This is a genomic window from Streptomyces sp. NPDC057424 (assembly GCF_042803315.1).
GTDB lineage: Bacteria > Actinomycetota > Actinomycetes > Streptomycetales > Streptomycetaceae > Streptomyces.
In genome coordinates this window covers 19,785-43,805 of sequence record NZ_JBHVCP010000003.1, presented here as the reverse complement: position 1 = coordinate 43,805, position 24,021 = coordinate 19,785, and the positions used below count along the sequence as shown (strand labels likewise).

The 24,021-nt window shown below is 74.0% G+C and carries 5 protein-coding genes; 4 read left to right on the top strand and 1 reads right to left on the bottom strand.

Translation table 11 applies throughout. The features are described from left to right. Window positions 1-51 precede the first annotated feature (51 nt). The 4 genes from ACFU3E_RS04125 (at window position 52) to ACFU3E_RS04110 (ending at window position 22,876) form a co-directional block, all read left to right on the top strand. Complete coding sequence (locus ACFU3E_RS04125) at window positions 52-7,920, top strand: amino acid adenylation domain-containing protein (protein ID WP_384151682.1); 7,869 nt, start codon at window positions 52-54, stop codon at window positions 7,918-7,920. Then, a complete protein-coding gene (locus ACFU3E_RS04120; protein ID WP_384151679.1) occupies window positions 7,920-20,654 on the top strand; it encodes an amino acid adenylation domain-containing protein in 12,735 nt (4,244 codons plus the stop codon). The genes ACFU3E_RS04125 and ACFU3E_RS04120 overlap by 1 nt, the downstream gene beginning before the upstream one ends. Window positions 20,655-20,803: 149 nt before the next feature. After that, window positions 20,804-21,685 carry a siderophore-interacting protein gene (locus ACFU3E_RS04115; RefSeq protein WP_384151676.1) on the top strand — a complete coding sequence of 294 codons (882 nt, stop codon included), beginning with the start codon at window positions 20,804-20,806 and terminating at the stop codon, window positions 21,683-21,685. A gap of 549 nt (window positions 21,686-22,234) precedes the next feature. Then, window positions 22,235-22,876 (top strand): LmbU family transcriptional regulator, encoded by a 642-nt coding sequence (locus ACFU3E_RS04110; RefSeq protein ID WP_384151673.1) that lies wholly within the window; start codon window positions 22,235-22,237, stop codon window positions 22,874-22,876. A gap of 53 nt (window positions 22,877-22,929) precedes the next feature. Here the strand turns inward: ACFU3E_RS04110 and ACFU3E_RS04105 are convergent, their stop codons facing one another. Then, a complete protein-coding gene (locus tag ACFU3E_RS04105; protein WP_384151670.1) occupies window positions 22,930-23,970 on the bottom strand; it encodes a methyltransferase in 1,041 nt (346 codons plus the stop codon). Window positions 23,971-24,021: the final 51 nt, after the last annotated feature.

Genomic DNA, 24,021 nt, shown 5'->3' with positions numbered 1-24,021 from the left:
TCCCGCCGACGTATCGAAATAAGGCGGCGCTACGCAACCGGAGGCTGAACATTGTCTGGTCGTGAGCCCGATGGTGCGATTCTGCCCCTGTCGGCCGCACAGCGTGAGATCTGGTTCGCCGAGCAGCGCCTCGAATCGACGAACAGCGTCTACCGGGTCGGGGAATACGTGCGGATCGACGGCCCGCTCGACACCACCCTCTTCGAACGGGCGCTGCGGCAGACGGTCGGCGAAGCCGACGCACTGCACGTCCGGTTCGCCGAATCCGGCGACGACGCCCGGCAGACCGCAGGGCGGGTGGCCGACTGGCCGCTGCCGTACGTCGACGTCGCCGGCCGGCCGGACCCGTCGGGCGCGGCGACGGCGTGGATGCGCGAGGACATCCGCAGGCCGATGGACCTCGCCCGCGGGCCGCTGTTCCGGCACGCGTTGATCGGGCTCGGGGACGACTGCCACATCTGGTACCACAGTTACCACCACATCGTCATGGACGCGTTCGGCGCCCAGCTCATCGCCCGGCGGGTGGCGGCGGTGTACACCGCGTTCGCCGAGGGGCGGCCGTGCGACCCGTCGCCGTTCGGCTCCCTGCGCCGGCTGGTCCACAGCGACACCGTCTACCGCTCCTCCGAACAGTTCGCCCGGGACCGGGCGTTCTGGACCGGCCTGTTCGCCGACCGGCCGCAGACGCCCCGGCTCGTGGTGCCGTCGCGGAGCACGCCGGCCGGGCTGCTGCGCAGCACCACCCGGCTCGGCCAGGACCGTCTGGAGCGCATCCGGGAGATCACCCGCCGGGCCAGGGTGCCGTGGTCCCAGCTGGCGATCGCGGCGGCCACGGCGTACGTGCACCGGATGACGGGTGCCGATGACGTGGTGGTGGGCCTGCCCGTCGCCGCGCGCACGGATGTCGTCGTGCGCCAGACCCCCGGCATGACCTCCAACGTCCTGCCGCTGCGGGTGCCGGTGCGGCCGGACCTGAGCGTCGCCGGGCTGCTGCGCGAGGTGAGCGACCGGGTCCGTGACGTGGTGGCCCACCAGCGCTACCGGGGCGAGGACGTGCACCGGGACATCGCGCTGCCGGACGCGGCCGCCTCCCGGTACGCGCCGCTGGTCAACGTCATGTCGTTCGACTACGACCTGCGGTTCGGCGTACATCCCGCGACCGTGCACAACCTGTCCTCCGGTCTGGTGGGCGACCTGGCGATCGCCGTGTGGGACCGGCGGGACGGCTCAGGCCTGCAGATCGACCTGACCGCCCACCCCGAGGTCTGCGACCGGCAGACGCTGACGGCCCACCGGGACCGGTTCGTGTCCCTGCTGAACGCGGTGACCGAGGCCGACCCGGACTCCCCGGTCGGCCGGTTCGACCTGCTGACCGCCGCGGAGCGCCGCACCCTCCTGCCGGCCCCGGCCGCCGCGGCCCCGGAGCGCCGCGCCACCCTGCCGGAGCTGTTCCAGGCGCGAGCGGCGCTGGGCCCGGACGCCACCGCCGTCTCCCTGGGCGGCACCCGGCTGTCCTACGCGGAGCTGAACAACCGGGCCAACCGGCTCGCGCGCCTGCTGATCGCCCGGGGCGCCGGGCCGGAGAAGACCGTCGCGGTGGCCCTGCCCCGGTCCGTCGAACTGATCGTCGCGCTGCTCGCCGTCACCAAGACGGGCGCCGCCTACCTGCCGCTGGATCCGGCCTATCCGGCCGCCCGGCTGGCGTTCATGGTGGCGGATGCCGCCCCGGTACTGGTGGTCACCGACCAGGACACCGCGCCCTCGCTGCCGTCCGGCGCGCCCGCGCTCGTCCTGGACGAGACCGCCACGGCCACGCTGCTCGGCGCGCAGCCGGCGACCGACCCCGCCGACGGCGACCGGGCCCACCCGCTGACACCCGAGCATCCCGCGTACGTCATCTACACCTCGGGCTCCACCGGCCGGCCCAAAGGCGTCGTGGTCACCCACCAGAACGTGGCCCGCCTGTTCGACACCACCCGGGAGCGGTTCGCCTTCGACGAGCGGGACGTGTGGACCCTGTTCCACTCCGCCGCGTTCGACTTCTCCACCTGGGAGATCTGGGGGGCGCTGCTGCACGGGGGCCGCCTGGTCGTCGTCCCGTACGACGTCAGCCGTACACCGGCGCGGCTCCTGCGGCTGCTGGCCGACGAGGGCGTGACCGTGCTCAACCAGACGCCGTCCGCCTTCTACCAGCTGATGCAGGCCGACCGCGAGGAGCCCGGGGTCGGCGACCGCCTCTCCCTGCGCACGGTCGTCTTCGGCGGTGAGGCACTGCGCCCGGACCGGCTGCGCCCCTGGTACGAGCGTCACCCCGACACCGCGCCGGCGCTGGTCAACATGTACGGCATCACCGAGACCACCGTGCACGTCACCCGGCTGGACCTGGACCGCGACCGGGCGGCCGCCACGGAGACGAGCGTCATCGGCACCGGCCTGGGCGACCTGCGCACCTACGTGCTGGACCCGGGTCTGCGCCCCGTGCCGCCCGGTGTGCCCGGCGAACTGTACGTGGCCGGCGCCGGACTGGCCCGCGGCTATCTGCGCCGCCCGGGCCTGACCGGGCAGCGTTTCGTCGCCGACCCCTACGGGCCGCCCGGCACCCGGATGTACCGCACCGGGGACATCGCCCGCCGGACCGACGACGGGCTGCTGGAGTACCTGGGCCGGTCCGACGACCAGGTGAAGGTCCGCGGGTTCCGCATCGAACCCGGCGAGATCGAGGCGGTCCTGGCCGAGCACGAGGGCGTCGCCCAGGTCGCCGTGCTGGTGCGCCGGGACCGCCTCGACGACGACCGGCTGGTCGCCTATGTGGTGCCCGCCGCGGGAGCCGGGGGGCGGCCGGAGGAACTGCGCGCGTTCGTCCGTGACCGGCTGCCGGAACACATGGTGCCGGCCGCCGTGGTCCCGCTCGACCGGCTGCCCCTCACCCCGAACGGGAAGCTGGACCGGGCCGCGCTGCCCACCCCGGACCGGGCGTCGGCGCGCGGCCCGCACCGGCCGGCCCGGACCCCGCGCGAGCAGGTCGTGTGCGATCTGTTCGCCGAGGTCCTCGGCGTGGACCGGGTCGGGGCCGACGACAACTTCTTCGACCTGGGCGGCCATTCGGTGCTGGCCACCCGGCTGACCGCCCGGCTGCGCACGGCGTACGGCGTCGAGCTGAGCCTGCGCGCCCTGTTCGAGGCGGCGACACCGGCCGCGCTCGCCCGGCTGCTGGACGACGCCGCACCGGCCCGCCCGCCGCTGGTCCGGCGCACCCGCCCGCGGCCGCTGCCGCTGTCGTTCGCGCAGAAGCGGCTGTGGTTCCTGCACCGACTGGACGGGCCGGACGCCACCTACAACACCCCGTTCGTGCTGCGGCTGTCCGGCCCGCTGGACCGGGCCGCGCTGCGCGCCGCCCTCGGCGACGTCGTGGCCCGGCACGAGAGCCTGCGCACGGTCGTCCGCGAGCGGGACGGCGTTCCGTACCAGGTCGTACTGCCGAGCGTCGAGACGCCGTTCACCGAACGCGGCGCTGATCCGGCGGAGTTGCCGGACCAGGTGACCGAGGCGGTGCGCCGCCGGTTCGACCTCGCCACCGAGCCGCCCCTGCGGGCCGAACTGATCAGTCTCCCGGCCGACGAGCACGTCCTGCTGCTCGTCCTGCACCACATCGCCGCGGACGGCTGGTCGATGGGCCCGCTCTCCCGGGACCTGGCGGCCGCCTACGGCGCCCGCTGCCGGGGCGAGCGGCCCGAACTGCCCGAACTGCCGGTGCAGTACGCCGACTACACCCTGTGGCAGCGCGACCTGCTCGGCGACCCGGAGGATGCCGACAGCCTGTTCGCCGCCCAGGTCGCCTACTGGCGGCGGCAGTTGGCCGGACTTCCGGAGTGCCTCGCCCTGCCCACCGACCGCCCGCGGCCCGCGATCGCCTCGCACCGGGGCGACTACCTCGCCGCCGGGATCGACGCGGACCTGCACCGGCGGCTGCTGAAGACGGCACGGGCCGCGAACGCCAGCCTCTTCATGGTGCTCATGGCGGGACTCGCGGCCCTGCTGTCCCGGCTCGGCGCCGGCACGGACATCCCCGTCGGCACGCCGATCGCCGGGCGCACCGACCAGGCGCTCGACGACCTGGTGGGGCTCTTCGTCAACACCCAGGTGATCCGCACCGACACCGCGGGCAACCCGTCGTTCGCCGAACTGGTGGCCAGGGTGCGGGAGACCGCGCTGGCCGCCCACGCCCACCAGGACGTGCCGTTCGAGCACCTGGTCGATGTCCTCAGCCCGTCACGGTCCCTGTCCCACCATCCGCTCTTCCAGGTCGTGCTGGGACTCCAGAACGCCACGGACGCCACCTTCGACCTGCCCGGCCTCCGGGTGCGCTCGGAGCTGGGCCGCACCGGCACCGCCAAGTTCGACCTGTTCCTCAGCCTCACCGAGGAGTACGACGGCGACGGACGGCCGGCCGGAATCCACGGGCTCGTCGAGTACGCCGACGACCTGTTCGAACCGGAATCGGTGCTGACCCTGTGGGACCGCTGGGTCCGGCTGCTCGATGCCGCGGTCGCCGACCCCGAGGCCCCCGTCACCGGCGTCGACCTGCTGACCCCGGCGCAGCGGCAGCGGATCCTGCGCCACGGCACCGGGCCCGACCAGCCGGTGCCGGAGACGACGCTGCCCGCGCTGTTCGAGGCGTGCGCCGCGGCGGAACCGGACGCGGTGGCGCTGGTCGCCGGGGACACCGAGCTGACCCGCTCGGACCTGAACGCCCGGGCCAACCGGCTCGCCCACCTGCTGCGGGCCCGCGGCGTGCGGCGGGGCGACGCGGTCGCGCTGCGCCTGGAGCGGTCCGTCGACGCGGTGGTGGCGATCCTGGCGGTACTCAAGGCGGGCGCCGCCTACGTCCCCCTCGACCCCCGGCACCCCGCGGCGCGGACCGGGCTGATCGTGCGCGACACCCGGCCCGCGCTGCTGCTCACCACCAGGGGCGCACCCGCGCCCGACGGCGTCCCCCGCCTCGCACTCGACGACCCGGCCACGGTCGCCGGGCTGGCGGCCGGACCGGCGGCCGACCCCCGCGTCCCGGCGGCACCCGCCGACGCCGCCTACGTCATGTACACCTCGGGCTCGACGGGACGGCCCAAGGGCATCGTCGTCACCCACGCCAACGTGGCCGCGCTCGCCTCGGACCCCTGCTGGTCGGACGCCGCGCACGACCGGGTGCTGCTCCACTCGCCGCCGGCCTTCGACGCGTCCACCTACGAACTGTGGGTGCCGCTGCTGCGCGGCGGCCAGGTGGTGGTGGCGCCGCCCGGCGACCTGGACGTGCCGGCGCTGGCCGGGCTGATCACCGGATCACGGGTCACCGGTCTGTGGCTGACCGCGGCCCTGTTCGACGTGATGGCCGAGCACGACCCCGGCTGCTTCGCGGCGGTCCGGCAGGTGTGGGCGGGTGGCGAGGCGCTGTCCCCGGCCGCAGTCGGCCGGGTGTCGGCCGCCTGCCCCGGGACGGTGGTGGTCAACGGCTACGGCCCCACGGAGACCACCACCTTCGCCACCAGCCACCCCGTGCGCGAGCTCGCCCCGGACGCCCCGGCGGTGCCGATCGGCCGGCCGCTGGCCGGTACCCGGACTCATGTCCTGGACGCGGGTCTGCGCCCGGTGCCCGAGGGAGTCGTCGGCGAGCTGTACATCGCCGGGTCGGGGCTGGCCCGCGGTTACCTCGGGCAGCCCGCGCTGACCGCGGGGCGGTTCGTCCCCGACCCGTTCGGACCGCCCGGCGCCCGCATGTACCGCACCGGCGACCTGGTGCGCTGGAACGGCGCGGGCGTACTGGAGTTCGCGGGGCGCTCGGACGACCAGGTCAAGATCCGCGGGTTCCGCATCGAGCCGGGCGAGATCGAGGCGGTGCTCACCGGGCATCCGGACGTGGTCCGCGCCGCCGTGCTGGCCCGCCCGGACCACACCGGCGGGGTACGGCTGGTCGCCTACCCGGTGACAGAGGCCGGCCCGGCCGCGCTGCGCGCGTACGCCGCCGAGCGGCTGCCCGACTACATGGTTCCCGCGGCCTTCGTCCCGCTCCCCGCGCTCCCTCTGACCCCCAACGGCAAGGTCGACCGGGCCGCCCTGCCTGACCCCGTCCTGCCCGTGACCGGCCGCCGGGACCCCGGCACACCCCGGGAGAAGCTGCTGTGCGAGCTGTTCTCCCAGGTGCTCGGCCTGGACCCGGTCGGCGCCGACGACGACTTCTTCGCCCTCGGGGGCGACAGCATCCTCTCGATCCGGCTGGTCTCCCAGGCCCGCGCCGCCGGTCTGGACGCCGGCGTGCGGGACGTCTTCGAGCACCGGACGGCCGCGCGCCTGGCGGAAGCCGTCGGCGATCTGACGGCACCGGCCCCGGCCGAGGACGACTCCGGGCCGGGCGACGGACCGGTCCCGCCCACCCCGATCATGTGCTGGCTCCAGGACCGCGGCGGGCCGGTCGACCGGTTCTCCCAGTCCCTGCTGCTGCGGACACCCCGCCGGCTGGACCGGGAACGGCTCACCGCCGCCGTCGGCGCGCTGACCGACCGGCACGCCGCCCTGCGCGCCCGCCTCACGGACGGGCCGGGCACGGACCGCTGGGCTCTGGAGATCCGCCCCGCGGACCACGTCGACCCGGCCGGCCTGGTCCATGTGGTGGAACTGCCCTCCACCGGCCCGGACCGTGCGGCCGGCACCCACGAGCGGTCCGCCGACGCCCTGCGGACGGCCGTCGAGCGTGAGGCCGAGGCCGCGACGGACCGGCTCTCGCCCCGGGACGGCCGGATGGCCCAGTTCGTCTGGCTGGACGCCGGGCCCGGCCGGGAGGGCAGGCTGCTGATGGTGATCCACCACCTCGCCGTCGACGGGGTCTCCTGGCGCATCCTGGTGCCGGACCTGCTGGCCGCGCTGGACGGGACCCCGCCGCCCCCCGTCGGCACGTCCGTGCGCACCTGGTCACGCACCCTGCACACCCGGGCCCGGCAGCCCGGGACGGTGGGCGAACTGGCCTGGTGGACACGGACGGTAGGGGAGCCGGACCCCCTGCTGACCGCACGCGCCCTCGACCGGGCGCAGGACGTGACCGGCACCGCCGCCCAGTGCACCGGCACCCTGCCGCCCGACATCACCGAACCCCTGCTCACCAGCGTGCCGGCCGCGTTCCACGCCGGGGTACAGGACGTGCTGCTGGCCGCGCTGTCCCTGGCGCTCGGCCACTTCCGCCGCGAGCGGGGCCGCGGTGAGGGCGGCGCCGTCCTCATCGACGTGGAGGGGCACGGCCGCGACGAGGACGGCAGCGGGGCCGATCTGTCCCGCACGGTGGGCTGGTTCACCAGCCTGTACCCGGTCCGGCTCGACCCCGGAACGCACGCGTGGGAGGACGTGACCGCCGGTGCGCCCGGAACGGGAGCCGCGGTCAAACGGGTCAAGGAACAGATGCGCGCCGTCCCCGCGCACGGCCGGGGGTTCGGCCTGCTGCGCTACCTGAACCCCGGCACCGCGGCGGAGCTGGCCGGTGCGGCCGTGCCGCAGGTCGGCTTCAACTACGTGGGCCGGTTCCCGGCGCCCGGCACCCCGATCGTCCGGGAGCACCCCGAGTGGCGGGTGGCCGGTGAGATCGGACTGGTCGGCGGCAGCGACTCCGCCCTCCCCCTGGCACACGGCCTGGAGGTCGATGCGGCGGTGCGCGACCACCCGGACGGGCCACGCCTGACGGCGACCTGGCGGTGGGCTCCGGGGATGTGGCCCGAGGCCGACGCCCGGGCCGTCGCGGAGTACTGGTTCCAGGCCCTGCGCGGTCTGGCACGGCACGGCTCCGAGCAGGGGGACGGCGGCTTCACCCCGTCCGACTTCCCGCTCATCGGACTCGCTCAGCACGACGTCGAACAGCTCGAGGACATGTGGAGGACTCGGTAATGACCCGCGGCAATCTGGTCGACATCCTCCCGCTGACTCCGATGCAGGAGGGCATGCTCTTCCACGCGCTGTACGACGTGGACGGTCCCGATGTGTACATGGTGCAGCAGGTCTTCGACCTCACGGGTCCGCTGGATGCGCGGCGGCTGCGCGCCGCGGCACAGGCACTGGTGGCCCGGCATCCCAACCTGCGCGCGGCCTTCCCGCAGGTGACGGACGGTCAGCCGGTGCAGTTGATCCCGGCCGAGGTGACCGTGCCGTGGACCGAAGTGGACCTGAGCGGGCTGCCTGAGGCGGAGGCGCGCACCGAACTGGACCAGCTGGGCCGGGAGGACCACCACCGCCGCTTCGACCTGTCGCGGCCCCCGCTGCTGCGGTTCACTCTGGTCCGGCTCGGGGCGGAGCGGCACTGCCTGCTGCTGACCAGCCATCACATCCTGCTGGACGGCTGGTCGACGCCGATCGTGGTGCGGGAGCTGTTCACCCTGTACGCCGGGGGCGGGGACACCGCCGCCCTGCCGCGGGTGACGCCGTTCCGGGACTATCTGGCCTGGCTGGGCCGCCAGGACCAGGCAGCGGCCGAGGAGGCGTGGCGGCGGGAGCTGGCCGGTGTGGACCAGGCGACCCGGCTGGCCCCGGCCGATCCGGCGCGCGTCCCCCGGCTGCCCGAACGGGTGGTGACCGAGGCGCCGGAGGAGCTGACCGCGGCGCTGCGGGCGCGGGCGCAGGGGCTCGGGGTGACGGTGAACACGCTGCTCCAGGCCGCGTGGGGGCTCGCGCTGAGCCGTACGACCGGGCACCGGGACGTGGTGTTCGGTGCCATCGTCTCCGGCCGCACGCCACAGCTGCCCGGCGTCGAGTCGATGGTGGGGCTGTTCATCAACATCGTTCCGGTACGGGTCCGGGTCGCGCCGGAGCGGTCGTTGTCGGAACTGATCGGCGAGGTGCAGCGCGCCCAGTCCGCGCTGACCGCACACCACCATCTGGGGCTGTCGGACATCCAGCGGTCGGCGGGTGTGCCGGAGTTGTTCGACACGATGATGGTGTTCGAGAACTACCCGTGGGACGGGCCCGCCCAGGACGTCGCCGCCGGGCTCGGCACCGAGGTGCGGGTCTCCCCGGCCCTGGAGCGCGGCCGGGACGCCACCCACTATCCGCTCACCCTCGTCGCCGCACCGGGCCGGCGGCTGTACCTGCGGCTGGACTACCGCGACGACCTGTTCGACCGGGCGACCGCGCAGGCGCTCCTGGACCGGCTGCGCATGGTCCTCACCGCTGTCGCCGAGGACCCCGGCACGCTCACCGGCCGGGTCGACGTGACCAGCGCCGAGGAGCGCCGTCTGCTGCTGGAGACCTGGAACGACACCCGGCGCGGCGGTGAACTGCCGCTGTTGCCGGACTGGTTCCAGGCGCAGGTCGCCGCGACCCCGGACGCGCCCGCCGTCCGCTTCGGCGACGAGACCCTCTCGTACGCGGAGCTGAACCGGCGCGCCAACCGGCTCGCGCACGCCCTGATCCGGCGCGGTGTCGGACCGGAGAGCATCGTCGCGCTCGCCCTGCCGCGCTCGCCCGCCCACATCGTCGCGCTGCTGGCCGTCGTCAAGGCGGGCGCCGCGCATCTGCCGCTCGACCCGGACCACCCGGCCACGCGCATCCGGTACATGCTTGACGACGCCCGCCCGGCCGTGCTGCTCACCAGTGCCGTCACCCGGTCCGCGATACCGGACGACGACCCGACTCCCCTGCTGGTCCTGGACGATCCGCGCACCGCCGCCCTCATCTCGGACAGCCCGGACAGCGACCCCCGCCCCGCCGAGCGGCCGGGGCCGCTGACGCTCGCGAGCCCGGCGTACGTCATCTACACCTCGGGGTCGACGGGCCGGCCGAAGGCGGTGCAGATGACCGGGCTGGGCGTGGCGAACATGCTGCGCTGGCACCACGGCCAGCTCGGCGGCGGCCCGGGCACCCGGACCGCGCAGTTCACCGCGATCAGTTTCGACGTGTCGGTGCAGGAAGTCCTCTCCGCGCTGCTGTTCGGCAAGACGCTGGTGGTGCCCGACGAGGACACCCGCCGCGACCCGCGGCGCTTCGCCGCCTGGCTCACCGAGCACCGGGTGAACGAGATCTTCGCCCCCAGCACCGTCCTGGAGTCCCTCGCCGAGGCGGCCGGCGAGGCGGGACTGCGCGTGCCGTCGCTGGGGCAGATCGCGCAGGCCGGTGAGGCGCTGCCCCTGAGCCGACAGATGCGCGCCTTCCACGAGCGCACCCCTCGCCGTCTGCACAACCACTACGGGCCCACCGAGGCCCAGGTCCTCACCGCCCACACCCTGCCCGACGACCCCGCGGCCTGGCCCGCCGCCGCACCGCTGGGCCGGCCCGTCGACAACGTGCGCGTCTACCTGCTGGACCACGCCCTGCGCCCGGTGCCGCCCGGCGCCGCCGGCGAGCTGTACACCAACACCGCCGGTCTGGCCCGCGGCTACCTCAACCGGCCCGCCCTGACCGCCCAGCGGTTCGTCGCCGACCCGTACGGCCGGCCCGGCCAGCGCATGTACCGCACCGGTGACCTCGCCCGCTGGACGCCGGACGGCCACCTGGAGTTCCTGGGCCGCGCCGACGACCAGCTCAAGGTCCGCGGCTTCCGCATCGAGCCCGGCGAGATCGAGACCGCCCTGACCGAGCACGCCGACGTGGCGCAGGCCACCGTCCTCGTGCGTCAGGACCGGCCCGGCGACCAGCGGCTGGTGGCCTACGCGGTGCCCGTCGCGGACCGCGCGCCGGACCCGCACGACCTGCGCGGCTTCCTGCGCGACCGGCTGCCCGACTACATGGTGCCCGCGGCGGTCGTTGCTCTCCCCGCCCTGCCCCTCACCCCCAACGGCAAGCTCGACCGCGCCGCCCTGCCCGCCCCGGACCTCACCCGGACCGGGGCCGGCCGCGACCCCCACACCCCGCAGGAGCAGATCCTGTGCGATCTCTTCGCGCAGGTCCTGGGCCTGCCCCGGGTCGGGGCCGACGACGACTTCTTCGACCTGGGCGGCCACTCACTGCTCGCCACCCGGCTCGCCGCCCGGATCCGCGCCACCTTCGGCGCCGAGCCCGGAGTGCGCGCCGTCTTCGAGGCCCGCACCCCGGCCGGCCTGGCGCAGCGGCTGGACGACAGCGGCCCGGCCCGCCCGGCCCTGACCCGGCGGGACCGTCCGGAGGTGCTGCCGCTGTCGTTCGCCCAGCGGCGGCTGTGGTTCCTGCACCAGCTGGAGGGGCCGAGCGCGACGTACAACATCCCGCTCGCGCTGCGCTTCACCGGAGCTCTCGACCACGCTGCCCTGCGGGCCGCCCTCGGCGACGTCGTCGCCCGCCACGAGAGCCTGCGCACCCTCTTCCCGGAGACCGGCGGCGTCCCCACCCAGCGTGTGCTCGCCCCCGAGCGGGCCGTCCCGCCGCTGCCCGTCACGGCGGCCACCGAGGAGAGCCTGCCGGGCCGGCTCACCGCGGCGGCCCGGCACGCGTTCCGGCTGGACGCCGAGTGCCCGGTGCGGGCCGAGCTGTTCGCGCTCGCGCCCCACGACCATGTGCTGCTCCTGGTGCTGCACCACATCGCCGGCGACGGCTGGTCCTTGAGTCCGCTGGCGGCCGACCTCACCCGTGCCTACGCCGCGCGCTCCGAGGGCGGGGAACCCGCCTGGCGCCCCCTGCCGGTCCAGTACGCCGACTACACCCTCTGGCAGAACGACCTGCTCGGCGAGCACGACAACGACGACAGCCTGCTCGCCCGGCAGGTCGCCTACTGGCGGGCCACGCTGGAGGGACTGCCCGAGCAGGTGACGCTGCCGGGCGACCGGCCGCGCCCGGCGGCCGCGTCGTACGCCGGCGACTATGTCGAGGTGGGGCTGGACGCGGATCTGCACCGCGCCCTCGCCGAGCTGGCCCGGCGCAACGGCACCACCGTGTTCATGGTGCTCCAGGCCGGGCTGGCCGCGCTGATGACGCGGATGGGCTGCGGCACGGACATCCCGGTCGGCAGCCCGATCGCCGGGCGCACCGACCAGGCCATGGACGATCTGATCGGATTCTTCGTCAACACCCTGGTGCTGCGCACCGACACCTCCGGCGACCCGACGTTCACCCAGCTGCTGCGGCGGGTGCGGGACACGGCGCTGAACGCCTACGCCCACCAGGACGTGCCGTTCGAGTACCTGGTGGAGGTGCTCAACCCTGCCCGCTCGCTGGCCCATCACCCGTTGTTCCAGGTGATGCTGGCCTTGCAGAACGCGCCGGAGGGCCGGTTCGGGCTGCCGGGTCTGGAGGTCACCGTCTCCCAGGCGCGCACCGGCACCGCCAAGTTCGACCTGTTCTTCAGCCTGGTGGAGCGCAAGACGGAGGACGGCGCGCCGGCCGGCATCGAGGGCGCGGTCGAGTACGCCGGCGACCTGTACGAACCGGCCACGGTCCGCGCCCTGTTCGCACGCTGGCGGCGGCTGCTGGTCGCCGTGGCGAACGCCCCGGACCGGCCGGTCGCCGACGTCGACGTGCTGACGGCCCCCGAGCGTGAGCAGGTGCTGCGCGGGTGGAACGACACCTCGGTGCCGGTCTCGCCGCAGCCGTTGCCGAGGCTGCTGGAGGAGCGGGTGGCGGCGGCGCCCGACGCCGTCGCCGTGGTGGCCGACGGTGCCACGCTGACGTACCGCGAGCTGGACGAGCGGGCGAACCGGCTGGCCGGGGAGATCCTGGCGCACGGCGGCGGGCCGGGCACGGTGGTCGCGCTGGCGCTGCCGCGCACGGAGGTGCTGCCCGTCGCGCTGCTGGCGGTGCTGCGGACCGGCGCGGCCTATCTGCCGCTCGACACCGAGTACCCGGTGTCCCGGCTGGAGTTCATGCTGCGCGACGCCCGGCCGGCGGTGCTGCTGACCACCCTGGCCGCCGGCAGGCTCGTGCCGGACGCCGGCGGCCTCGCGCGGATCACGCTGGACGACCCGGGGACGACCGCGGCCCTGCGGGCGCGCCCGGCCGCCCCGCCCCAGGTCCACGTCGCGCCGCGGCAGCCGGCGTACGTCCTGTACACCTCGGGGTCGACCGGCACCCCCAAGGGTGTGGTCGTCCCGCACGAGGCGCTGGCGAACTTCCTGCACGCGATGGGGCGGCTGGTGCCGCTCACCCCGGAGGACCGGCTGCTGGCCGTCACCACGGTCTCGTTCGACATCGCCGCCCTGGAGATCTGGCTGCCGCTGCTGCGGGGCGCCCGGGTCGTCCTCGCTCCCCGCGACGTGGTGCGGCAGCCGTCGGCCCTGCTGGAGCGGTTGTCGGCGCAGGGGATCACCGTCATGCAGGCGACGCCGTCGCTGTGGCAGACGCTGGTGGCGCACGACCCGGCGCCGCTGCGGGGCCTGCGCATCCTCACCGGCGGCGAGGCGCTGCCCGAGCGGCTGGCGGCGGACCTGGCGGAGCTGGGCGAGGTGCTGAACCTGTACGGGCCGACCGAGACGACGATCTGGTCCACCGCCGCCCGGGCGACGGGGACGCGGCCCCCGCTGATCGGCACGCCGATCGACAACACCCGGGCGTACGTGCTCGACGCGCGCCTGCGGCCGGTGCCGCCCGGTGTGGTCGGGGACCTGTATCTCGCCGGGACCGGTCTGGCCCACGGATATCTGCGCCGGGCGGGCCTGACGGCCTCCCGTTTCGTGGCCTGCCGGCACGGGGCGCCGGGTGAGCGGATGTACCGCACCGGCGACCGGGCCCGCTGGACCCGCGACGGGCAGCTGGAGTTCGCCGGCCGCGCCGACGACCAGGTCAAACTGCGTGGCTTCCGGATCGAGCCCGGCGAGATCGAACGCGTCCTCGACGGGCAGCCCGGGGTGCGGCAGGCCGCCGTCACCGTGCGCGAGGACCGGCCCGGCGACCGGCGGCTGGTGGCGTACGTCGTGCCCGGCGCCGCGCCGGAGTCGCGCGAGGACGGCGCGCCACGGCACCAGCTGGAGGACTGGCGGCTGCTGTACGACTCGGTGTACGCGGGCGCCGCCGAGGCGCCGTTCGGCGAGGACTTCGCCAGCTGGAACAGCAGCTACACCGGTGAGCCCATCCCGCTGCCGGAGATGCGGGAGTGGCGGGAGCACACGGTGGGGCGGATCCTCGGCCTCAGGCCGCGCCGGGTGCTGGAACTCGGTGTGGGCACGGGCCTGCTGCTGTCCCGGATCGCGCCGCACTGCGCGGAGTACTGGGGCACCGACTTCTCCGAGCACGTCGTCGGGGAACTGGGCCGGCACGTGGCGGCCGACGCGGCGCTGCGCGAGCGGGTCACACTGCGGGTCCAGGCGGCGCACGACGCGAGCGGGCTGCCCGCCGGGCACTTCGACACGATCGTGCTGAACTCCGTCGTGCAGTACTTCCCCGGCACCGACTACCTGACCGAGGTCCTCACCAACGCCGCCCGCCTGCTGGCGCCCGGCGGCACGCTGTTCGTCGGCGACGTGCGCAACGTGCGGCTGCTGCGGGCCCTGAAGGCCGGCGTCCACGCGCACCGGATGTCCGGGCCTGTGGACCTCGCCGCGCTGCGCCGCGAGGTCGAGCACGACCTGATGACGGAGAAGGAACTCCTCGTCGACCCGGACTACTTCGCCGCGGTCGCCGAGCGCCTCCCGGACATCGCAGCGGTGGGCGTGTCGCTGAAAGAGGGTTCCTACGACAACGAGCTGAGCCGCTACCGCTACGACGTGACGCTGCACCACCGGGACGCGCCCACGACCGATGTCGGCGACGCCCCCGCGGTGCCCTGGGACGAGTTCGGGGACCTGGCGGCCGTCCGCGCGCATCTCGCCGAGCGGCGCCCGGAGCGGCTGCGGCTGACCGGTGTCCCGAACGACCGGGTCGCGGCCGAGCTGGCGCTGGCCGAGGCGATGCGCACCGGTGACAGCCCGGTGGTGCCCGCGCGCACCGTGGACCTGGCGGATCTGCACCGGCTGGGTACGGAGCTGGGCTACCGCACGGCGGCGGCGTGGTCGACGCATCCGCGGCTGGTCGACTTCGTGCTGGCCCGCGGGGACGCCCCGCTCACGGGCACCTGTCCGCCGGTGTCCGCGCTCGGTCCGCGCACCAGGCTGTCGGCTCTCACCAGTGACCCCATGGTGCCGCGCACCAGCGGCGCGCTGATGGCGCGGCTGCGCCGGCACGTGGAACGGACGCTGCCGGCCTCGATGGTGCCGAGCGCGTTCGTGCCGGTCAGCGCGCTTCCGCTGACCGCCAACGGCAAGCTGAACCGGGCCGCGCTGCCCGCGCCGACGCTGACCGCGGGCGGCACCGGCCGCGATCCGCGCACCCCGCAGGAGCAGATCGCGTGCGATCTGTTCGCGCAGGTCCTGGGGCTGCCCCGGGTGGGTGCCGACGACAGCTTCTTCGAGCTGGGCGGGCACTCGCTGCTCGCCACCCGGCTGATCGCCGCGATCCGGGCCACGTTCGGCGTGGAACTGGCCCTGCGGGCGCTGTTCGAGAACGCCACCCCGGCGGCGGTGGCCGCCCGGGTGGACACCGCGGCGCCGAGCCGGCTGCGGCTCGCCCGCCGGGCCCGGCCCGAGCGGCTGCCGCTGTCGTTCGCCCAGCGCAGGCTGTGGTTCATCCACAAGCTGGAGGGGCCCGGCCCGACGTACAACATCCCGCTCGCGCTGCGCCTGACCGGGTCCCTGGACCGGAGCGCACTGCGGGCGGCCCTGGCCGACGTGGTGACGCGCCACGAGAGCCTGCGCACGGTCTTCCCGGAGAGCGGCGGGGTGCCGTGGCAGCGGGTGCTGGACCCGGCGGAGGCGGCTCCCGCGGTGGAGGCGGTGGGCACCGACCAGGAGGGCCTGTCCGCGCGGCTCGATTCCGCCGCCCGCCAGGGCTTCGACCTGTCCGCCGAACCGCCCCTGCGGGTGCACCTGTTCGCGCTGTCCGCCGAGGAGCACGTGCTGCTGCTGGTGGTGCACCACATCGCCGGTGACGGCTGGTCGCTGAACCCGCTGGCCCGCGACCTGGCCCGGGCGTACGACGCGCGGTGCCGGGGCGAGGCCCCGTCGTGGGCGGCGCTGCCGGTGCAGTACGCCGACTACACGCTGTGGCAGAACGAGTTGCTGGGCGACCGGGGCGACGCGGACAGCCTTTTCGCCACCCAGCTCGACTACTGGGTGCGGCGCCTGCGCGCCCTGCCGGAGGAGCTGCGGCTGCCCACCGACCGTCCGCGGCCGGCCGTGGCCTCCTACCGGGGCGACTACGTCAGGGTCGGTATCGACGCGGAGCTGCACCGGCGGATCGCGGAACTGGCCCGGGAGTCCGGCGCGACGGTGTTCATGGTGCTCCAGGCCGGGCTCGCGGCGCTGCTGTCCCGCCTGAGCGGCAGCGCGGACATCCCGATCGGCAGCCCGATCGCCGGGCGCACCGACCAGGAACTCGACGATCTGGTGGGCTTCTTCGTCAACACGCTGGTGCTGCGCACCGACACCTCGGGGCGGCCGAGCTTCCGGGAACTGATAGCCCGGGTGCGCGACACCGCCCTGGGCGCGTACGCCCATCAGGACGTGCCGTTCGAGTACCTGGTGGAGAGGCTCAACCCGCCGCGCTCCCTCGGCCGGCACCCGCTGTTCCAGACGATGCTGGCGCTGCAGAACGCGCCGGCCGGTTCCTTCCGGCTGCCCGGGCTGCGCGTCGACATCGAACCGGGGCGCACCGGCTCCGCCAAGTTCGACCTGTTCTTCAGCCTGTCGGAGCATCTCGACGACACGGGCGGCGCGCAGGGCATCAGCGGTGTCGTCGAGTACGCGAGCGACCTGTACGACGCCGGCACGGTGACCGGTCTGTTCGACCGCTGGGTGCGGCTGCTGACGTCGTTGGTGGCGGCGCCGCACCGGACGATCGGTGCGGCCGATCTGCTCACCGCGCGGGAGAGCCTGCTGCTGGAGCGGCACAACGACACCGACCGGCCCGCGGCCGAGGCCGGGCTGCCGGAGCTGTTCGACGCCCAGGCGGCCGAGTGCCCGGACGCACCGGCCCTGGTGCACGGCGACCGCGAGATCGGCTACCGCGCGCTGCGCGACGCCGCCGGGGACGTGGCGGCGGTGCTGGCGCGGCGCGGTGTGCGCCGGGCGAGTACGGTGGCGCTGCTCATGCCACGTTCCCCCGGCCTGGTCGCCGCGGTCCTCGGCATCCTCAAGGCGGGTGCCGCCTACGTGCCGCTGGATCCGCGCTATCCGGCGGCCCGGACCCGTATGGTGCTGGCCGAGACGGGGGCCCGGGTCCTGGTCACCGACCGCACGCCGGCGCCGGAGTCGCTGCCCGAGGGCACGACGGTCGTCCTGGTCGGCACCGACCTCGGTGACGGGTTCGTACCGCAGGAGGGGGCGCCCGTCCCGGGCCCGGCCGGCCGGCCGGGCCCGGACGATCTGGCGTACATCATGTACACCTCCGGCTCCACGGGGAGCCCCAAGGGCATCGGGGTCACCCACCGCAACGTGGCCGAGCTGGCGGCCGACCCGCGCTGGCGCACCGGAGCCCAGCGGCGGGTGCTGCTGCACTCCTCACCGGCCTTCGACGCCTCGACGTACGAGCTGTGGGTGCCGCTGCTCACCGGCGGCACCGTGGTGATCGGCCCGGACGGCGAACTCGACCTGCACGCGCTCGCCGACACGATCGTGCGGCAGCGGGTCACCGGTCTGTGGCTGACCAGTTCCCTGTTCACCCTGGTCGCCGAGAGCATGCCCCAGTGCCTGGCCGGGGCCCGGCAGGTGTGGACGGGCGGCGAGGCGGTGTCGGCGCACGCGGTGCGCACGGTGCTGGCGGTCTGCCCCGGCCTGGTCGTCGTCAACGGGTACGGGCCGACGGAGACGACCACCTTCGCCGCGAGCTGGCCGGTCGACGCGCTGCCCGCCGACGCCACGTCGGTGCCGGTCGGCCGCCCGATGGCCAACACCCGGCTGTACGTGCTGGATCCGGAGCTGCGCCCGGTCCCGCCCGGGGTGGTCGGCGAGCTGTACATCGCGGGGACCGGTCTCGCCCGCGGCTACACGGGCCGGGCGGAGCTGACCGCGCGGCGGTTCGTCGCCGACCCGTTCGGCAAGCCGGGCGCGCGCATGTACCGGACCGGGGACCTGGTGCGGTGGACGGCGGACGGCGCGCTGGACTACGTGGGGCGCGGCGACGACCAGGTCAAGCTGCGCGGATTCCGGGTCGAGCCGGGTGAGGTGGAGAGCGTGCTGCTGCGCCATCCCGGCGTGGGGCAGGCGGCGGTGCTGGTCCGCGAGGACCGGCCGGCCGACCCGCGCCTGGTGGCGTACGTGGTCGCCGACCCGGACGCCGCGGGGCACGACGAGTCGGCCGAGCAGGACCAGGTGCAGGCCTGGCAGGGGATCTACGAGTCCCTGTACGCCGCGCCGACGGCCGCGTTCGGCGAGGACTTCTCCGGCTGGAACAGCAGCTACGACGCCGCGCCCATCCCCCTGGAGGAGATGCGGGAGTGGCGTCGCGAGACCGTCGCACGCGTCCGGCGGCTGCGTCCGCGCCGGGTGCTGGAGATCGGCGCCGGTACGGGTCTGCTGCTGTCGCGGCTCGCCCGTGACGCGCGGGAGTACTGGGCCACGGACTTCTCCCCCGCGGTCGTGGAGACGCTGCGCGGACACGTGGCCGGTGATCCGGAGCTGCGCGACCGGGTGCGGCTGCGGGTGCTGGCCGCCCATGACGTCGGGGATCTGCCGCAGGGGCACTTCGACACGGTGGTGCTGAACTCGATCGTGCAGTACTTCCCGAGCGGCGAGTATCTGCTGCGGGTGATCGAGTCGGCCCTGCGGCTGCTCGCTCCGGGCGGCGCCCTGTTCCTCGGCGACGTACGCGACCTGCGTCTGCACCGCATGCTCACCTCCGCGGCGCTGGCGCACAAGGTGCACGACCGGCACGACCGCGCGAGCCTGCGGCGGGCTGTCGAACGCGCCCTGGTGATGGAGAAGGAACTGCTCGTCGCGCCCGAGCTGTTCACCGCGCTGGGCGAGCACGTCGGCGGCCTCGCGGGAGCCCGCGTCGAGGTCAAGCGGGGCGCCTTCCACAACGAGCTGACGCGGTACCGCTACGACGTCACGCTCTTCAAGGAGGGCGGTGAGCCGCTCACCTCGGCGCGCGAGATGCCCTTCGTCGCCTGGGACGAGGCGGGAGGCGCGGCCGGGCTGGAGGAGAGGCTGCGCCGGGAGCGGGTGCCGCTGCGGGTCACCGGGGTGCCGAACGAGCGCCTGGTCGAGGACGCCGCCGTCGAGGCCGCGATCCACGAGCAGGACCCGGTGGTCGCGGGCGACGCCCCGCCGCTCGCGGCGTTCGACGAGCTGGCCGCACGCCTCGGGTTCGCCGTGCACGTGACCTGGTCGGCCGACCCCGGCCGCCTGGACGTGGTGTTCACCGAGCCGGAGCCCGCCCACCCGGTGGTGGATCTGTACCGGCCGCGGTCCCCGCTGGGCACCGCTACGCCGCTGTCCCGTTGGGCGTGGGCGCCGCTGACCGCTCGGGCGGCGGGCGCGCTGGTGAGCAGCGTGCTCGACCACGCCCGGCGGCACTTGCCGGAGTACATGGTGCCCGCCGCGGTGGTGCCGCTCAGCCGGCTGCCGCTGACCGGCAACGGCAAGCTGGACCGTTCGGCGCTGCCCGCCCCGGATCTCGGCTCCGGTCCGGACGGCCGTGCACCGCGGCTGCCGCAGGAGGAGCTGATGTGCGCGCTGTTCGCCGAGGTGCTGGGTCTGCCCCGGGTCCGTGTCGACGACGACTTCTTCCAGTTGGGCGGCCACTCGCTGCTGGCGGCCCGGCTCAAGGCCCGGATCCGCGCGGCCTTCGGCGTGGACGTGGGGATGCGTGCGCTGTTCGAGACGCCGACCCCGTCCGGCATGGCGGGACGCCTCCGGTCCGGCGCCCCCGGCGACGGCTACGAGGTGCTGCTGCCGCTGCGCCCGCGAGGTGAGCGGGAGGCGCTGTTCTGTGTGCATCCCGGCGGCGGCATCAGCTGGTCGTACGCCGGTCTGCTGAGGCATCTCGACCCCGAGCGGCCGGTCTACGGGCTCCAGGCGCGCGGTCTGGGCAAGCCGGAGCCCCTCCCGGACACGCTGGAGGCGATGGCGGCCGACTACGCCGACGAGATCCAGCGGGTCCAGCCCGCGGGCCCCTACCACCTGCTCGGCTGGTCGTTCGGCGGGGTGGCGGCCCACGCGGTGGCCGTGGAGCTGCGGCGGCGGGGGGAGCGGGTGGGGGTGCTCGCCGTCGTGGACGCCTGCCCGGGCTGGAAGGGGCTGACCCATGACGACGTGCCCGAACTGGACGAGGAGGATCTGCACGAGCATCTCGCCTATCTCGTGGGGCTCGTCGACGAGTCGTTCGCACTCGGTGAGGGGGAACGGCTGACGTTCGAGCGCACCCAGGAGATCCTGCGGCAGCGGGGCAGCGCGCTGGCGAGCCTCGGGGAGGAGCAGCTGCGGGCGATCATGGAGATCTCCGCCAACAACACGCGTCTGCTCATCGACTACCGCCCCGAGCGCCTGAGCGGCGACCTGCTGCTGCTGACCGTCGCCGACCAGCAGGACCCGGCTCGGACGCACCGGGCGTGGATGCCCTGGGTGGAGGGGCGCATCGAGCGGCACGGCCTGCCCGGCGAGCACGGCACCCTGCTGAACCGGGAGGTCTCGCTGGAGGCGATCGGCCGGCTGGTCGGGGAGAAACTCGCCGCACACCCCGATGGCCGGGACTGACCGGTGCTCCCCGCGGGCCTGCGCCGCTAGCTCCTTATGCCGTAAAGTGTTGTGGGAAATGAGGGTGGGGGGAGACGTCACAACCGGGGCGGCGGCGCCGGACGGGTGATGCCCCCCTCGCCATCCGCCCCGATCGCGCGAAGGAATCCATGAACAGCTTGCCGATCTGGCTCCTGCACGTCAGCCGGACAGAGCAGATCACCCCCCACATGGCACGCATCACTCTCACCGGCGACGATGTCCGGGGCTTTTCCCTGACGGAACCCGACCAGCAGGTCAAGCTCTACTTCCCGCGCCCCGGACAGTCCCGGCCGGTGCTGCCGGACGTCACCGAGACCACCGACCTCACGTCGTGGTACCAGGCCTTCAGCGCCACCCCCGAGGACGAGCGGCCGTGGATGCGCAGTTACACGATCCGCGCGCACGACCCGGCCACGGACTCCCTCACCTTCGACTTCGTCCTGCACCGGCACGCCGGACCGGCCACGCGGTGGGCGATGGAGGCACAGGAGGGCGACTGTCTGGGTGTGTTCGGGCCCAGCGACTACTTCGCCCGCCCCAAGCCCCTGTCCGCCTCGCTCGCGGAGGCCGACTGGGTGCTGCTGGCCGGTGACGACACCGCCGTCCCCGGCATGGCGACCATCATCGAAAGCCTGCCGGCCGGCAAGCGGGCGCTGGCGTTCGTCGAGGTCCAGGAGGCGGCCGACGAGCAGTCGTTCCGCACCGAGGCCGAGCTGAGCACGACGTGGCTGCACCGAGGTGCGACCGAGCCGGGGCACAGCGAGGCGCTGGCCGACGCCCTGCGGGCCGCCTCGCTGCCCGACGGCGAGGGGTTCGCCTGGATCGCCGGCGAGGCCGGTCTGGTACGCCGGATGCGGCGGCACCTGGTGGACGACCGCGGCATGGCCAAGAGCCGGATCGAGTTCTCCGGCTGCTGGCGCCTGAAGCTCACCCAGGACGACGCCCCCACCGCGGAGGACCTCGCCGAGGCGCAGGAGCGCCTGGCGGAGGCGCAGACCCAGGCCTCCTGAACCACCGCTCCCCGACCGGGACGCGCCGCCCGCCGGCGCGTCCCGGTCGTTCGTTTGCCTGCGCCGTCAAGACCGCGGATCCCTATCGAGCCAAACGATTCTCCTCACGCGGGTGAGCGCAATTTTCTTGCTACGCTCACCCCCGTCGTCGGCACTGATCGGATAATATGTGCGTGGCATAGCCAGTTCGTGTCGCCCCGCAGGTGGCGACACGGTTTCCCTGGCTCGTTTGCCTGGTCAAAATTTCAACGGGGGTGTTTCCTTTGGTATTGATCATCTTCGGAAATCAGAACCGTCCGAGATATCGCGGTCTCTAACGCATATTTCGCAGCGGCGGGGTCGGACCTCCACATCGCCCCCGTTCAGCCGCCCTCGCGAAGCCCCCCATACGAGCCGAACGCCCCTTCTCAGCGTTCGGCTGCTCCGGCGCACGGCCGCAGTCGGCATCCTGCGCCCAGCCGACGCTTTGTCGCGTCCGTCGCCCGAATCACCTCAACCATGCGGCTTCTGCACCCCAGAGGCATGAACAACGCCGGAAGAGAGGTTCGTATGCAGCACTCCGTGGACCGCGCTCAGCGCAGCCGCCCGCGTACCAGCGCGCCCCTTCGGAGAAACAGAACCGACGGAGAGCGGCAAGGCAAGGACATCCTCACGACACGCGTCGGCCTGAGGATCCCCGAGGCCCTCACCTTCGAACGATGGCAGCACGTCGGTTCGCAGATCTCACGCATCGTCGACTCCTCGTCCTGGTGCCTCGGCGACTGGCTGGTGTACGGACAGGAGGAGTTCTCGGACCGGTATCTGCGGGCGATCGAGGCCTGCGGCCTGGACTACCAGACGCTGCGCAACTACGCCTGGGTCGCCCGCAAGTTCGAACTGAGTCGCCGCCGCGAGACGCTGAGCTTCCAACACCACGCCGAGGTGAGTTCCCTGCCGCCCGGCGAGCAGGACAAGTGGCTGGACCTGGCCGACGAGTTCAACTGGTCACGCAACGAACTGCGCCGCAACATACGCTCCCACCGGCAGCGCGAGGGCAAGAGCGAACCACCGACGGACTATCTGCCGAAGCTCAGCGCCCCGGCCGAGCGGGTGCAACGGTGGCGCCAGGCCGCCGAACTCTCCGGTGACAAGTTCGAGCAGTGGGTGCTCCGGGCCCTCGACGAGGCGGCGCTGGCCAGCCTCCCCGGCTGACGCCCGCCGGGGCGGGTGAGGTGCCTCGCCGCCTCACCCTCCCCGGCTCTTCCCTACTTCCACGCGCGCAGCACTCCGTGCGGCGTCCACGTCTCGCCCGGCAGCCGCTCGACCCGCTGGAACCCGGCGCCTCGCAGCCACTCCTCGTACTGCCCCCAGTGGTAGAGGGTGCTGTCCGGCGCCGGCAGCGTGGCGAAGTAGACGTTGTCGAGCGCTGCGTACAGCGGCCCGTCCCCGGTGTCGTCGGAAAACGCGTTGAAGATGAGCACCTGCCCGCCCGGCGGCAGGCAGTCGAACGCCTTCTGCAGCAGGGCCGCGTTCTGCTCGGGCGACCAGATGACGAGCTGGTTGGCGAACAGCACGCAGTCGTGTCCCGCCGGGAAGCCGTCGGCGAAGATGTCACCCGCCCGCACGGAGACGCGGTCGCCGAGTCCGCGCTCGGCGATCCTGCGCTCGGCGATACCGAGGGCCCCGGGCATGTCGACCACCGTGAAGGACGTCCCCGGGTTCGCCTCCGCCAGCGCGATCGCGTTCACGCCGTCACCGCCACCGACGTCCAGCACCCGGGACACCCCGCTCAGATCGGCCCGGTCCACCAGGACCGGGTTGGACAGCCGCGACCACGAGCGCATGCAGCGGTAGAACAGCGCCTCCAGTTCCGGCTGTGACGCCAGCCGGTGGTACAGGTCGCCGCCCTCGCCCGGGATGCGGCGCAGTCCGACGTTGGTGTTCTGCCGCAGCGCCTCCACCAGGTCGGCGGCGGCCGGCATGGCGATCCGCTCCTCGAACCGCACGATGTCCTCGATGATGCTCCACGTGCCGTCGGAGATCATCGAGTCGATCAGCTCGGCGTTGGCGTACCGGTGGCCGCGGCGGACGGTCAGACCCAGCGAGGTCGTGCCCAGCAGCAGGATCTGTGCCGCCCGCGGCTCCAGCTTCAGACCGGCGCACACCTGCTCCGCGGTCAGCGGCCCCTCCTCGGACAACCGTGTGAACAGGCCCAGTTCACACCCTGCGTGCAGCAGGTGGAAGGCGGAGGCGCCGAAGAGGATCCGGGTCAGGTCTTCGTGGTCCACGGAACCGGCTGTGGCCATGATGGGCTCCCTCGTGGGGTCGGTGATCGATGAGGAGACAGCGGGGAAGGA

What these genes read in the sequence shown, in the direction of transcription:
- ACFU3E_RS04120 (WP_384151679.1), top strand. Translation starts at nt 7,920, where the DNA reads ATGACCCGCGGCAATCTGGTCGACATCCTCCCGCTGACTCCGATGCAG.
- ACFU3E_RS04115 (WP_384151676.1), top strand. Translation starts at nt 20,804, where the DNA reads ATGAACAGCTTGCCGATCTGGCTCCTGCACGTCAGCCGGACAGAGCAG.
- ACFU3E_RS04110 (WP_384151673.1), top strand. Translation starts at nt 22,235, where the DNA reads ATGCAGCACTCCGTGGACCGCGCTCAGCGCAGCCGCCCGCGTACCAGC.
- ACFU3E_RS04105 (WP_384151670.1), bottom strand. Translation starts at nt 23,970, where the DNA reads ATGGCCACAGCCGGTTCCGTGGACCACGAAGACCTGACCCGGATCCTC.